The organism is Dapis brunnea BLCC-M229 (assembly GCF_050015995.1).
Classification (GTDB): domain Bacteria; phylum Cyanobacteriota; class Cyanobacteriia; order Cyanobacteriales; family Microcoleaceae; genus Trichodesmium.
On the sequence record NZ_JBNHEP010000107.1, the window covers coordinates 1 to 14,343 of the forward strand.

Annotated in this window: 8 protein-coding genes; 7 read left to right on the forward strand and 1 reads right to left on the reverse strand. The window is 36.6% G+C overall.

Features of this window, described 5'->3' with window-relative positions; genetic code table 11:
* Positions 1 to 378: 378 nt before the first annotated feature.
* Together ACP6PM_RS13000 and ACP6PM_RS13005 are read left to right on the forward strand one after the other, a co-directional pair.
* Positions 379 to 1,308, forward strand: a complete 930-nt coding sequence (locus tag ACP6PM_RS13000) for a M28 family peptidase (protein ID WP_426585208.1) — start codon at positions 379 to 381, stop codon at positions 1,306 to 1,308.
* A gap of 780 nt (positions 1,309 to 2,088) precedes the next feature.
* Entirely contained in the window at positions 2,089 to 6,564 is a 4,476-nt protein-coding gene (locus ACP6PM_RS13005) for a GUN4 domain-containing protein (protein ID WP_426585210.1), read from the forward strand.
* 812 nt (positions 6,565 to 7,376) lie between these two features.
* On the opposite strand, the gene alr is transcribed toward ACP6PM_RS13005, so the two are convergent.
* The gene (gene alr / locus ACP6PM_RS13010; RefSeq protein ID WP_426585212.1) at positions 7,377 to 8,588 is read right to left on the reverse strand and encodes an alanine racemase; all 1,212 of its coding nucleotides are present in this window, start codon (positions 8,586 to 8,588) and stop codon (positions 7,377 to 7,379) included.
* Between the two features lie 231 nt (positions 8,589 to 8,819).
* Between alr and ACP6PM_RS13015 the strand changes: the two genes are divergently transcribed.
* The 5 genes from ACP6PM_RS13015 to ACP6PM_RS13035 all read left to right on the forward strand — a co-directional run bounded on the left by ACP6PM_RS13015 (position 8,820) and on the right by ACP6PM_RS13035 (position 14,134).
* On the forward strand, positions 8,820 to 9,317 hold the full coding sequence (locus ACP6PM_RS13015) for an HNH endonuclease (protein WP_426585214.1): 498 nt from the start codon (positions 8,820 to 8,822) through the stop codon (positions 9,315 to 9,317).
* A 351-nt stretch (positions 9,318 to 9,668) separates the two neighbouring features.
* Positions 9,669 to 10,175: a phosphohistidine phosphatase SixA gene (gene sixA, locus ACP6PM_RS13020; protein WP_426585216.1), complete on the forward strand. Its 507-nt coding sequence runs from the start codon at positions 9,669 to 9,671 to the stop codon at positions 10,173 to 10,175.
* A 97-nt stretch (positions 10,176 to 10,272) separates the two neighbouring features.
* Positions 10,273 to 11,415 carry a citrate synthase gene (locus tag ACP6PM_RS13025; protein WP_426585217.1) on the forward strand — a complete coding sequence of 381 codons (1,143 nt, stop codon included), beginning with the start codon at positions 10,273 to 10,275 and terminating at the stop codon, positions 11,413 to 11,415.
* A 460-nt stretch (positions 11,416 to 11,875) separates the two neighbouring features.
* Positions 11,876 to 13,249 carry a chloride channel protein gene (locus ACP6PM_RS13030; RefSeq protein WP_426585218.1) on the forward strand — a complete coding sequence of 458 codons (1,374 nt, stop codon included), beginning with the start codon at positions 11,876 to 11,878 and terminating at the stop codon, positions 13,247 to 13,249.
* A gap of 402 nt (positions 13,250 to 13,651) precedes the next feature.
* Complete coding sequence (locus ACP6PM_RS13035) at positions 13,652 to 14,134, forward strand: GAF domain-containing protein (RefSeq protein WP_426585220.1); 483 nt, start codon at positions 13,652 to 13,654, stop codon at positions 14,132 to 14,134.
* Positions 14,135 to 14,343 lie beyond the last annotated feature (209 nt).

Consider the following 14,343-nt stretch of genomic DNA (forward strand, 5'->3'; position numbering starts at 1 on the left):
GGTCGTTTGCGGAGCAGTCCGTTAGGATGGGATGGCGAGGTCTCCCGCTCTTGCACAGCCACTTCGTTAACGCCATATCCAATCGACCAAGAGAAATGAATTTTTTCCTTATTGGTCAATCCTCTTCCTTTTAGGGAGAGGTAATTATCCATTATCCATTATCCATTATCCATTAATGAATTCTCCCTGTTCCCTGTTCCCTGTTCCCTGTTTTCCGGAGAGGTCTATTCATAAGAATACTTTTAATAATTGTCTATCAAGGTTTGCAAACTACTGACTCCTGACTCCTAACTACCAAAGATATTTAGCCAAACTTTTGTATTTTGTCTGACTCAATTTTATCGATCTTGAATAAATTATTTAACAGAGAATAATTCTATGCTAAAAATGCCTGGAGAAAGTTATCGTGGTCTTTTACCACAACTAACAGAAGCAGAAATTTATCTCAAATATTCACTACAACAGGATTTACACAAATTAGCAGTTGAAATTGGCGAACGTAATTATTCAAATTATTCTAAACTAATAAATACTACTGATTTTATTGCTAGTGAATTTAGTAAATATGATTATCAAGTTAGACGACAAAGCTATCAAGTAGATACTCAAACATTTGAAAACTTAGAAGTAGAAATTCAAGGCTCCTATCAACCAGAACAAATTGTAGTAGTGGGTGGTCATTATGACTCAGTTTTTAATTGCCCAGGAGCTAATGATAATGGTACAGGAACGGCAGCAGTATTAGAATTAGCTAAGGCATTTGCTGGGAAAAAAACATCTAGAACTTTGCGTTTTGTAGAATTTGTGAATGAAGAACCACCTTTTTTTATGACTCCTAATATGGGTAGTTTTGTTTATGCTAAAAATTGTCGGCAAAACCAAGAAAATATTGTCGCAATGTTCAGTTTAGAAACTATTGGTTATTATTCTGATGAATTAGGCAGTCAAAAGTTTCCTCCAGGTCTCGATCATTTTTATCCTTCTACGGGAAATTACATTACTTTTGTGAGTAATATGGCAAATAGAAAATTAGTATGTGATGTTATTGCTTCTTTTCGTCGTCATACTAAATTTCCTTCAGAAGGTGCTGCACTTCCAGGATTATTTACTGGAGTAGATTTATCAGACCACTGGGCATTTTGGCAGCAAAATTATCCAGCTTTAATGATAACAGATACTGCTTTTCTTCGCTATCCTTATTATCATCAACCAGAGGATACTCCTGACAAAATAGATTTTGATAGATTTACAAGAGTTGTGGCAGATTTAGAGAGAGTTATTGCAGATTTTGTTGGAATAATTCAATAGTATTTTTCAGTAAAAAAATATCACAATAACATTACTATTCTTAAAAGAAATAATAAAATTAAAAAAGCAATAATTTTGAGGTTTATAGGAGCCATTTGGTATCTCCAGAAAAGAGGGAGTAGGGAATAGGAAATAGGGATTCATTAATGGATAATGGATAATTGATAATTACCTCGGGTTTTAACCGTTACGGAATTGAATATAAGGAATATTTTCTTTTCTCTTGGTCGATTGGATATGGCGTTAGCGGAGCGGCTCTGCAAGAGCGGGAGACCTCGCCATCCCATCCTAACGGACTGCTCCGCAAACGACCGCTCTCTTGGTCGATTGGATATGCCGAGGAGACCTCGGCATCCCATCCTAACGGACTGCTGCCTCTTGCAGAGGAGCTGCGCTAACGCAAACGACCGCTTTTTCCCCTATCCAAGGGGAGGCTTCAAGGCGCGAATTATTTAATTATTAATTCTTGAATTACCTATTTGTAAGGAGTAGGAAGAAAGAATTAATTTATGGCTCTTAATTTCTACCTTTCCCCATATTTCCCATTGATATCAAAGCTAAAAAACCTACTGGACTGACACACCTTAAATGGTGCGTTACGACGGATTACTTAATCCCTTTCATAGTCTGAACTTAAGCCGTCTAACGCACCCTACAATTTTGCACTAAATTAGCTGTGTCGGTCTACTACCTTTGTAAGCTTCCCCCTCTTCCTCCTCTCCCCCCTCTTCCCCTTGGTTCTATAGGAGCGATCGCTGTTGATGTCTGCCAAAATAGATAATGTATTTTGGAAATAAATTTCTAAATTGGCCTCTGACCATAATGAACCCAGAAGCAAATTCAACCTACTCCTACCAAGTCGGCGGTAGTCTACCTGTGGATGCTCCGACTTACGTCAAACGACAGGCAGATGATGAACTTTTTAATGGCCTAATGGATGGGGAGTTTTGTTATGTCCTCAACTCGCGCCAAATGGGCAAGTCTAGTCTGCGAGTTCAGACAATGCGACGTTTACAAGCATCTGGGGTAGTTTGTGCAGCGATAGATTTGACGGCCATTGGTAGTCAGGATATTACCTCGGAACAGTGGTATGCGGGAATAGTTTATAGTTTGGCCAGTAGTTTTGATTTATTGGATAGTTTTGATATTTTAAGTTGGTGGGGCGATCGCTCTTTTCTTTCTGCTTTACAACGTTTAAATGCTTTTATTGAACAAGTATTACTGAGAGAAATAACGGAAAATATTGTAATTTTTATTGATGAAATTGATAGTATCCTCAGTTTGAGTTTTAATGTTGATGACTTTTTTGCTTTGATTCGTTCTTGTTATAATAAACGGGCTGATAATTCTGAATATCAACGTTTATCTTTTGCTTTATTGGGAGTAGCTACACCATCAGATTTGATAAAAAATCGAAATATTAGTACACCTTTTAATATTGGTCAAGCTATCGAACTAGAAGGTTTTAAATTGCAGGAGGCTACACCTTTAGTTGCGGGTTTTTCGGGTATTTTTAATGATGGCATGGCGGTATTGAGAGAAATTTTAAATTGGAGTGGGGGGCAACCATTTTTAACTCAAAAAGTTTGTCAAATAATTTTATCTTACTGTAGAGAGGTTCAATTTAATATTTCCAGAGAAAATGAGGCTGAGTTAATAGGAGAAATTGTCAGGTCACAAATTATTGAAAATTGGGAAGCAAAAGACGAACCAGAACATTTGAGAACTATACGCGATCGCCTCATTTATAGTAATCAATCTTCTGGGGAATTACTATTATTATATCGGCGGATATTACAGCAGGAAAAAATTAAAGCCGATAGTCAAGAGTTGCACAGGGAATTACGGTTGACGGGAGTAATAGTAAAACACAAAGGAAGGTTAAAAATTTACAACAAAATCTATGCAGAAGTATTTAATCTTGATTGGGTAGAAAATAAATTGCGAGAAGCCGGTTTATTATCAGAATCAGCAGCAGAAAAATTGATATATTCTGAGACAGATATTCAAGAGATTGAAAAAATTACAAATGAGGCTTTATTAGAGTTTGAATTTAATCAAATAGAAGGATTGATTTTAGCAATACAAGCAGGAAAAAAGTTAAAACAAATCGTTCAAGATGATTTATATTTACAAGAATATCCGACTATAAATCCAATATCGACACTACAAAAAATCATTGGTAATATTCGTCAACAGAATAAATTTATTAGCAATTACATCGGAGTTAAAGACATCAGCTTTAGCTCAAACAAAGAATACTTAGCTATCGCAGAAAGAGACGGCACAATTTTATTACAACATTTATTACAACCTCAATCCATCAAACTAAAAGGTCACGAAAAAGAAGTTTTGTGCGTCAAATTCAACCCCAACAGATACCTTTTGGCAACAGCAGGAAAAGACGGCACTATTAAACTTTGGAATTTCCAAGGAAAACAAATAAATCAGTTTAAAAGTAATCAGGGAGCAATTTACCAAATCAGATTTAGTCATGATGGCGAATATTTAGCAACCGTAGCAGAAAAAGGAGTACAACTATGGAATATTTCACGGCAAACCCGTTCGCGTTCCGGAACATCATCCCTCAAGCAACGAAATATTCATTCAAGTTGGATGACAACTGTAAGTTTTACCGATGATGGTGAGTGTATTGCAGTTGCAGTCAGAGAAAATATAGTCAGACTGTGGAAAGGATTAAAACGACAACCATTAGAATTGAAAGCAGATCCGAGCGACGAGTTTACCCTAACAAATGTAAACATGAGTTGGGGTGGAGAATATCTCCTTTGTATTGGTAAAAATGGAATTCTCCGACTCTGGAATTTTCCACAACGACGCTTACTTGACTGGGAAACCCACCAAGCAGAAATTACAAACATTTGTTTTAGTCCGAGCGATCGACATATTGCCACAGCAGCAGCAGATGGTACAACCAAAATTTGGGATTTATCAGGAAAACTTTTAACTGAGTTTAATGCTGACCGGAACTCAGTTACAGCTATCAGTTTTACTCCAGACGAAAAACAAATTGCCACAGTGGGTGCTGACGGTACAGTTCGCATCTGGAATTTATTTCCAAAACAACCGACTCAATGGAAAACTCAACAAGGTACAGTTTGGAGCGTTGGTTTCAGTTTGACTAGAAAAATAGCGACTGGAGGAGAAGATGGTAGTGTCAAAATTTGGAATATATCTGGTCAAATATTGACTCAGTGGGAAAGTAGTCGAGGTAGACTTACCAGCATTAATTTCAGTCCTGATGGCAAATACCTAGCTACAGCAGGGCGTAATAATATTTCAATTTGGAAGGAAGATGGGCAACTTGTCAGTCAATGTCATCCCAAGCAAGACCTAATATTAGATATAAAATTTAGTCCTGATAGTAAATCTCTTGTAGCAGTGGGAGCTAATGGCACGGCAATATTACGCAACTTGGAAGGAGAGCAATTAGCAATATTGAAACGCAGTAACCGTAGAATTGTTGCTAGTGTTAGTTTTAGTCAAGATGGGGAACGCATTGTTACAGGTGGGTGGGATGGAAAAGTCTGTATCTGGAATTTGTCTGGGCAACTGTTAGCAAACTGGGATGGGCATCGAGATAAAGTTAGAAGTGTCAGTTTTAGTGCTGATGGAAACCAAGTTGCTTCTGCGGGTAGAGATAGAATCAAAGTTTGGAATGTATCTGGGGAGTTTTTGAGAGAATGGAGCGCTCATCAGGAAAAATTGGTAGATGTATGTTTTAGTTTAGATTGGCAACGGGTAGCAACTGTAGGAAGTAACTATACTGTTATATTGTGGGATTTTTCTGGGCGGAAACTGGCGGAATGGAAGACTCCAGAAACGGAATTAACCAGTATTAGTTTTAGTCAAGATGGTCAATATTTGGTTGCGGGTGGGAAGGATAGTATAGTTTATTTGTGGCGAGTTGAAAGTTTGGATGAACTTTTGGTGCGTGGTTATGAATGGTTGCAGCATTATTTTGTTACTCATCCCGAAGAGTTGGAAAAATTGGAAGTATCTCAGAATCAAAATAGTGTGGTTGAAAATGTTGATTTAAGTGATGTTGTTTCTCAAGAAATAGTTAAGCAACCTACAGAAATTCCTGTTAGTTTTAGTCTTAATTCTAATTATGAAATTAACTATATTCGGTTACGGGATTTATTAGCAGCAGGAGAATGGCGAGAAGCAGATTTAGAAACTACTGCTATTATGCTCAAAATAGCTGGTAGAGAATCAAAAGGTTGGTTAAGAGCGCAAGATATTCTTAATTTTCCCTGCCACGATCTACTGAAAATAGATAATCTGTGGGTTAAATATAGTAATGGTAAATTTGGCTTTAGCGTTCAGAAAGAAATTTGGAAAAGTTGCGGTGCAACTAAAGATAATAGCTATCAAATTCATGACCATTACAGTTATTATAACTGTGGTCAAAAATTAGGTTGGAAAATAGGAGATCAACTTTTAACTTATGAGGAATTGAATTTCGATATAAATGCCCCAAATGGTCATATTCCTGGAGGAATATTGAATTGGTTATGGTTCAGTTTTTATTTAGGAAAATATAAGATTTCCAGTGAAGAAACTATTTGGTGGGATATCATTCCTGCAATAGCAATGAAATTAGATGTGTGTCAGTCCGACAAATTAGTAAAAATTTATCAATCTGATGGAGAAGGATTTTTGGGTGAATTTTTAGTACATGACAAGGTAGTAAAAATTTATCAAGGTGATATTACTGATTTAAAAGTAGATGTAATTGTTAGTAGTATAGGTGGTCTAGTCTGTGACCGAATTAGGCAAGTAGGTGGAGAAGAAATTTGGCAACAAATGATTAAATCAAGGAGATATATGATGAAAAATACTGCTTTGCGTGGTTCAGCTTTGAGAGAAATAATTATGACAAATGCTGGTAAAATCCAAGATCAAAAAGTATTTTATGGATTATTAAGCCCTCCATATAAAAAAGTAATTCAAGAGTTGGTTAATACTTGTATGATAATAGCTAATAATTGCAGTTTTCAAACTATTGCTTTTCCTTTATTTGGGACTGGAGCAGGTGTTTTATCTGCTCAAGAATCTTGGAAAATTATGTTATCACAAATAGTCAAAAGTTTATCTGACGAAAATCAAACTGTCAGGGAAGTTATTATATGTATATATGGCAGAAAAGCAATAGAGGAAATTGATGTTATAAGAACATTAGAACAAATTAAAATTTCAGGTTGGGAATCAGTTTTTTTCCAAGATATCTAAAATAAACGATCGCTTATTTATTGGAGATATTTAATCAAACATCTCTACATTTTTTTAATGCCTATCTCTCTTAATTAATATGTAATATCATGTTCACTTGAATACTTATAATTATATGAAATAGAAAAAATTATGCTACTTATGAATTTACCGAATAATTAAGGTTTAAAGCCTCTGCTTTAAAGGAGAAACAAGAAAAAATTTTCACGCCCCGTGTCAATCTAATCTGTTTTAGGGAGAGGTAATTATCCATTATTCATGGCTTTGTTGCATGAAAGTATCGATAAAACATCCGTTCCGCTTTTCGGTTGTCCCCGACATGAAAGGTGAACCTAGTGGCAGCTATATCACTCTCTTTCTATAGATTGATGTTTTATTCATCTGTTGGACAATAGTTAATAGCCTCAAAACCTCTACAGGCAAAAGTTTCAGCCTTTTTATATCAAAGTATTGATGTTCTATTTATCTATTGGACAATAGTTGTGTAGAAGTCTGAAGTACAGATGCTTAAGCTTGTGCGGTAGCTATATGCTTTCATACAACAAAGCCATTATTCATTATCCATTATCCATTAATGAACCATCTCCCTATCAATATACCGGTAGCAAACATTAACCTATTTCATATATAGGTTAGTAGTTAGGCTTTAGCGCGCTAAATATCTATCTGGGCTAAAGCCCAACTACAAACTAATACTTTTAATTCTCCCTCAATTTCTCAATTGCTTTTCTCTCCTCCTCTCATCAATAGCTGTTAACGCTGTTAACGTAGTTCCGACCCAGGAGGCTGGCTGAATGCTTACCCTAATATTTCTACACTTCTACACGGGGTAACCTATGCTTAAAACCACAAAGAATTTCCCAAGAAATAGTTCCTAAAGTATTTGCCCAGTCTTCAGCAGAAATTTGATGTTTACCAACCTCTCCTAATAAAGTTACCACTTCACCTGTTTCTAGATCGGGAATAGCACTCACATCTAACATCAACTGATCCATCGTAATAGCTCCCACTTGCGGTATCAATTGATCGCGCACAATGACTTTCATCTTATTAGAAAGGTTACGAGGTACACCGTCAGCATAACCAATACCCACCACTGCCAAACGCATCTGCTTTGGAGCAATAAACTGATAACCATAACTAACACCAGTACCTGCTTCAATAGTTTTGACTTGTGTCACTCTAGCTTTAACCTGCATCGCTGGTTTTAAGTCAATTTTCTGCTGTAGATGAGGTGCTGGATACAGACCATAAATAGCTAAACCCACCCGCACCATATCGTAGTGCAAAGTAGAATCAGTTAAAGTTGCTGCCGAGTTAGCTAAATGAAGTCGTACATCACCAGAAAAACCTTTTTCTCTAATACCACACAAATTTATTGCTTCCTCAAATCTTTCATGTTGTTGTCTCATCACTGTCTGGTCTGGGCAATCTGCTGTAGCTAAATGGGAATAAATACTAGCAATTTTTAAATTTGGTAACCCCTGCACAAATTGTACAAATTCTACTGCCTGTTGCCAAGATGTTCCCAAACGAGACATTCCCGTATCCAACTTGAGATGTACTGGCATTGCTTCAGTATAGTAGGAAAGAGTTTCTGAGAAAACTAAAGCTTGTTGAGGCGTACAAATAGTTGGTTGTAGTTGCCAATGAGCGATCGCTTGAATTTGTTCGGGTCTATCTGTTGCGCCTAAAATTAAAATTGGCGCTTCAATTCCAGCTAACCTTAATTCTATTCCTTCTGGCACTGTTGCCACTGCTAACCAATCTGCACCAGCTTCTAAAATAGTTTGAGATACCTTACACGCTCCATGTCCATAAGCATCTGCCTTTACCACTCCCATTAATTGAGTTTTACCTGATAAAAGACTCTTAAGCTGTTCAATATTATAGGTCAATGCTTGATCGTTAATTTCTACCCATGCTCTTTGACAAATACCCCCATAAACATCACTTTCTATTGCTCCCTGATTTAAACTTTCTGTTGCGAGAGTTTTAAAAGAGGTATTTTCCCAGCTCAACATTTTCACTCACTCCTCAATAAGTTAAATTTTTTATTTATTAAACAATCTACTCCCCAAATTTACAAAATCAGGTTGTATATAGGAAATCAAAAAGATTATTTTTAAAAAAATAAAAAAAGATATTTTTACACCTAATAAATTTGGTGAAAAACTGCTTAACTCTAAACTTTTGTCCCTAAAAATGTCAATTGTGCTAATATCTGAGAAAATATTCTCTTTTCAGAAATATCAATGGCCAATGTTTTAGTGTTGAACGCTTCTTACGAACCGCTCAATATCACGAGTTGGCGACGAGCGATCGTCTTGTTGCTCAAAGGTAAAGCGGAGCAGATTGAACACAACGGGGTATATATCCTCCCTGATATTCCCCTACCTACAGTCATCCGACTGCGGTACTATGTCCGAGTTCCTTACAAAGACATTCCTTTGACGCGCCGAAATATTATGCACCGAGATGGTCATTCTTGTCAATACTGTGATTATAAGGGTGATAATTTGACCTTAGATCATGTAGTACCGCGATCGCGTGGTGGTGGTGATACATGGGAAAACCTTGTGACGGCTTGTGTTCGCTGTAATGTCCGCAAAGGAAGTCGCACTCCAAGAGAGGCTAATATGGCTTTGCGTTATCCGCCTCGAAAACCCCATAGTGGCCTTTACTTTGAATTGACTAAACACGTTAAAAGTGGTAACAACAAAGAATGGCAAAAATATGTGATTGGTCTGTGAAAACCCTGCCCATCTGAGTGCAGGGTTTTTTTGTATCGAAAATAACCATCTGTAATTAATGACGATCGACAGCACATACTATTTCTAAGTCTAAGTTAGGTTTTGATCGATGTGTTACTAATTGCTATTGGTATCGTAAGTAATCGGACAGAATTATTGACAAACTTAGATATATTAGTATCTTCGCTGGATCGGGGTGGAAAATTTAATGAGCGTGTAATTTAATTAATTTTGTCTAACTACTTATTATCAGGGGTTTCATTCAAATAACCCCCTCTATTCAGTCTTTGTACTTGTAAAATTTGACTTTTATCCAGTAAAGTGATAGTAAAACCAAAGCTGGGTATAATAATGATTATAAGTACAAATGTTTATTTGATCCGTCACGGTATAGCCGCTGATGCACAAAACTATGCCACAGATGCAGAACGTCCTTTGACAGAAATAGGCGATCGCAAAACTCACAAAATTGCTCAAAAATTCAAACAACTAGGTCTTCATTTCAACCTAATTCTCACCAGTCCCTTAGTTAGAGCAAATCAAACAGCTAAAATTTTTCAAGCTAATAAATTAAGTTCCAAAGTAGAAGAATTTTCTCCTTTAGCCCCTGGTGGAGATATTAATCTCTGGCTACAATGGCTAGAAACATGGCAACCTAAAGAAAATAGGGAATTAGCTCTGGTCGGCCATCAACCAGACTTGGCAAACTGGGCAGAAATTCTGATATGGGGAGAAGCTAGGCAAGTATTAATACTTAAAAAAGCTGGCGTAATAGGCGTTTCCTTACGGTCAGTTGGTTCACCAGTAGGCAATAGTCAAATGTTTTGGTTGACACCGCCAAGATTTATACTGGATTAACCAAAATTATTAATATTTTATTGTTAAAACAACAACACAACTAAACTACTTGATAATGTAGCTTGAGTATATTCATATCTAAGTAAAGGTGATCGTCATGTCCGTCGTCTGCATCGAATTTAAGCCTGGTTTAGAAGGTGTTCCCGCTACCCAATCAAGTGTCAGCTACGTCGATGGACAAAAAGGCATATTGGAATACCGAGGCATTAATATTGAAGAATTGGCAAAAAAGAGTTCTTTTCTCGAAACAGCATATTTGTTGATTTGGGGCTATCTTCCTAGCAAAGAAGAATTGGAAATCTTTGAGCATGACATTCGCTATCACAGAAGAATAAAATATAGAATTCGGGACATGATGAAATGTTTCCCGGAAACTGGACATCCTATGGATGCTCTACAGACTTCAGCAGCAGCTCTGGGCTTATTTTATTCTCGTCGTGCTCTTGATAACCCAGAATATATTAGGACAGCAGTAGTCAGGCTACTGGCCAAAATCCCCACAATGGTAGCTGCCTTTGAGTTAATGCGTAATGGTAACGATCCTGTACAGCCAAGAGATGATTTGGACTATGCAGCCAACTTCTTATATATGCTAAATGAACGGGAACCAGATCCACTCGCAGCTTATGTATTTGATGTTTGTCTGACTCTTCATGCTGAACATACTATTAATGCTTCTACATTCTCCGCAATGGTAACTTCTTCTACCTTGACCGATCCCTACGGAGTTATAGCTTCAGCAGTGGGAACTCTGGCTGGGCCACTACATGGAGGAGCAAATGAAGATGTGATTACTATGTTGTCTGAAATTGATTCGGTAGAAAATGTTAGACCATATCTAGAAAAATGTTTGGAGACTAAGGCCAAAATTATGGGTTTTGGTCACCGAGTCTATAAAGTGAAAGACCCAAGAGCAATTATCCTTCAGGAACTAGCAGTAAAGTTATTTGACAAGTTTGGCTACGACAAATATTATGAAATCGCTTTGGAGATGGAAAAGGTTGTAGATGAAAAACTAGGCCATAAAGGTATTTACCCAAATGTGGACTTTTACTCTGGTCTTGTTTATCGAAAATTAGGAATATCTAGCGATCTATTTACACCAATATTTGCTATTGCTCGTGTAGCTGGTTGGTTAGCTCATTGGAAAGAGCAATTAGCAGCTAATCGGATTTTTCGTCCGACACAAATTTATACAGGAGACCATAACGTTTATTATACCCCGATCCAAGAACGTTAAGTATTTTAGAATTTTGAATTTTGAATTTTGAATTATGACTTCTGAATTCAGAAGTCATATAGCGCGTAGCGCTAGGGAATAGGGAATAGTAGACTGATAAAGGGTTTTAGGATTTAGAAATGTCCTAACCTCAATGCGTAGCGCTATAAAGTTAAATTATTATTGTTTGACGACGCACTGAATTTGGAATTGAGAAATTGTTTTTTCGGCTTTCCTCTACATGAAACGGTACAGGAAATGAAAAGTTTAGCTTCTCTGGAAGAAACAAGCATGACAGAAGGAAAAAACTCATAAGTGCGTAGCATAGATAGATTGTTCAGGATAAACAATATCTCCAGAGCAACTTCGGGAAAATATCAAAGATGTGGCTACAAATCGATTTTTGTAACCTATGAATATTTTTGTTTCTATCTTTATAATAAACTCGATCATATTAGCGGGATTCCTTAGTCGACAGATTTTGATTGAGAAGAAAATTCCACGGCTTTTCCCCAGTATGGATAATCAAAATGTCAAAGACAACGAACCAAAATTAACCAGTCAGACTCAAGAATTGTTGTATTCCAAAGTTCTGCTTTATACCAGTGCTGTTGGCATTATGGGAGGATTGGTTGCTATAGCTTACTACTTTGTTTTAGAACAGTTTTTAGATTTGGTATGGGAAACAGGGAAGCATTACTTCACAGGAATTTTTCCAGATTGGTTACCAGCATGGAATTATACCTGGATAGTGGCAACAATTGGGGGATTTGGTGTTGGTTTGTGTCTCTATTTCTTTGGTCAACCTGGAGAAATGGCCAAGGTGATTGATAAAATTCACGATCCTGGTCGTTTGGACCCAAGTCAAACACCAGGGATGATTGCTACTTCCTTAGTATCAATTACTGCTGGTGGAAGTTTGGGACCTGAAGCACCTCTAGTACAAATCAATGGCAGTTTAGGAAGTTGGATTGCAGATAAACTGAATTTGAGTCTCAAGGAAACACGAATTATGACGTTTTGTGGTATGGGTGCAGCATTAGCAGCATTCTTTGGCGATCCTGTTGGAGGCCCATTATTTGCCCTGGAGATTCCCCATCGTCGTGGTATTCAGTATTATGAAGCGATTATTCCGGCAGTTGTTGCAGGGATTTTTAGTTTTGGCGTGTTTCGGTTTGGTACTGGGTTAGAAATCGGAGGTATCTATCATTTTGACTACTTTGATACTATTCCTGCTTTGAGTTGGCTAAACCTTCTGGAAGCTTTAGTCTTAGGAATAGTTGGTGGTTTAGCTGGAATTTTGTTTATTGGGATTTTTCGGCTCACAAAGTTGGCGATTCAACCTATTGAAGATAGGCATATTTGGAGAGCAATTTTGGGCGGATTGGGGATTGGTTGGTTGGCAGTTTTATATCCCCAAACTCTATTCTTTAGCGAGCAGCAAATTGAAACTCAATTAATTGAGCCAGCTACTACACTTACGGTTGTGACGTTACTGGGAATTTGTCTGGCTAAAATGATGGCTATTAGTTTTACGATTCATGGTGGATTTCGAGGGGGTTTTATCTTTCCCCTATTTTTTACAGGAGCTAGCTTAGGGTTGGCCATCAGTTTTTTGATTCCAGCGGTACATCCAACTATTGCCATGTTGTGTTGCATGGCTGCCATTAATGTATCGGTTACCAAAACTCCTATTAGCAGTTCGATAATTTTGAGTGTTTTATCTGATACATCTATAATTCCAATTATTGCGATCGCTAGTTTTACAAGCTTTATATTGACTAGTAATATTGGTTTGTTAAGCACTCAACGCCCTAGAAAGCAAGAGGAAAATTTAAGTATTGGTGTTGGTTAATCTGTAATACTTTTCTCCTAAATTTCTATATCAAAAACTATATTTGTAGATTAGATAAATACTGAATATCATTACCAATGGATAATGGATAATTGATAATTAATCAATCCGGCTTTATTGCCTCTCTTAATAGGAGATTTCCTTATATTAAATTCCGTTACAGTTTTAACCAGAGGTCATTATCCATTATCCATTATCAATTAATGAAAATTATCCTATGCTATATCTCAAAACACTATATTGATATAGCAGTTGAAACATAGGTATTGTTTGTCTGAGTTTGTGAGATAGAATAGCTGATGCAATTCATTCTGTGAATGTAAATAAAATTCACAATGTAGATACATTATAGTGTTTCGATAGTGATTAGTAATAACTAACATAACTTGATAAATCAGACCTATGTTGATAAATGAAAATGTTACTATAAGTCTAGAAAAAATTTGTGTATCAACTCACTTTCCCTATGGTGAAGCTTGGATACCAGATGAAGATAAAAATCTACTACAACTTAGTTCCAGCTATTATATTAATCCCCGCCTTGGCGTAAAGGATTTAGAACAATTTTGGATGTGTAGTCAAGATTTTATATTATCTAGAGGTGAAGGTTTACCAGGACGAGTTTGGTTATCAAAACAACCAGAATGGATTATAGACGTCACTATTGAATCTGAGAGATATTTTTTACGCAATGAAATTGCGAAAGCTTTTGGAGTTAAAAGCGGCTTTTCTGTGCCTGTAATTGCAGAAAATAAAGTTTTGATGGTATTGGCTTTTTTTGCGGTACAAACTTGTTATAAAGATACTAAAATTATAGAAATAGCAACAAGCAAAGCCAAAAGTTTAGGACAGCTTCTATCTAATTCAATTTATAATTATCAATAAATATAATTTATCAGTTTTGGATTGACTGAAATTAATGTACTTTACCATACTAAAGAATGCTATATATTGTGTATTGCATAACTCATTAATTTTGGCACCTATCTATTAACTAAAATTGTCAAAATAGGTAATTTCAATGTTATCTATTTTCACTGTGGGAGCCGAGCTATCTCCGCCCTATAAAAATATCAGGTTTAACTTATCCCAGA

What these genes read in the sequence shown, in the direction of transcription:
- ACP6PM_RS13025 (WP_426585217.1), top strand. Translation starts at nt 10,273, where the DNA reads ATGTCCGTCGTCTGCATCGAATTTAAGCCTGGTTTAGAAGGTGTTCCC.
- ACP6PM_RS13035 (WP_426585220.1), top strand. Translation starts at nt 13,652, where the DNA reads ATGTTGATAAATGAAAATGTTACTATAAGTCTAGAAAAAATTTGTGTA.
- sixA (WP_426585216.1), top strand. Translation starts at nt 9,669, where the DNA reads ATGATTATAAGTACAAATGTTTATTTGATCCGTCACGGTATAGCCGCT.
- ACP6PM_RS13000 (WP_426585208.1), top strand. Translation starts at nt 379, where the DNA reads ATGCTAAAAATGCCTGGAGAAAGTTATCGTGGTCTTTTACCACAACTA.
- ACP6PM_RS13015 (WP_426585214.1), top strand. Translation starts at nt 8,820, where the DNA reads ATGGCCAATGTTTTAGTGTTGAACGCTTCTTACGAACCGCTCAATATC.
- ACP6PM_RS13005 (WP_426585210.1), top strand. Translation starts at nt 2,089, where the DNA reads ATGTATTTTGGAAATAAATTTCTAAATTGGCCTCTGACCATAATGAAC.
- alr (WP_426585212.1), bottom strand. Translation starts at nt 8,588, where the DNA reads ATGTTGAGCTGGGAAAATACCTCTTTTAAAACTCTCGCAACAGAAAGT.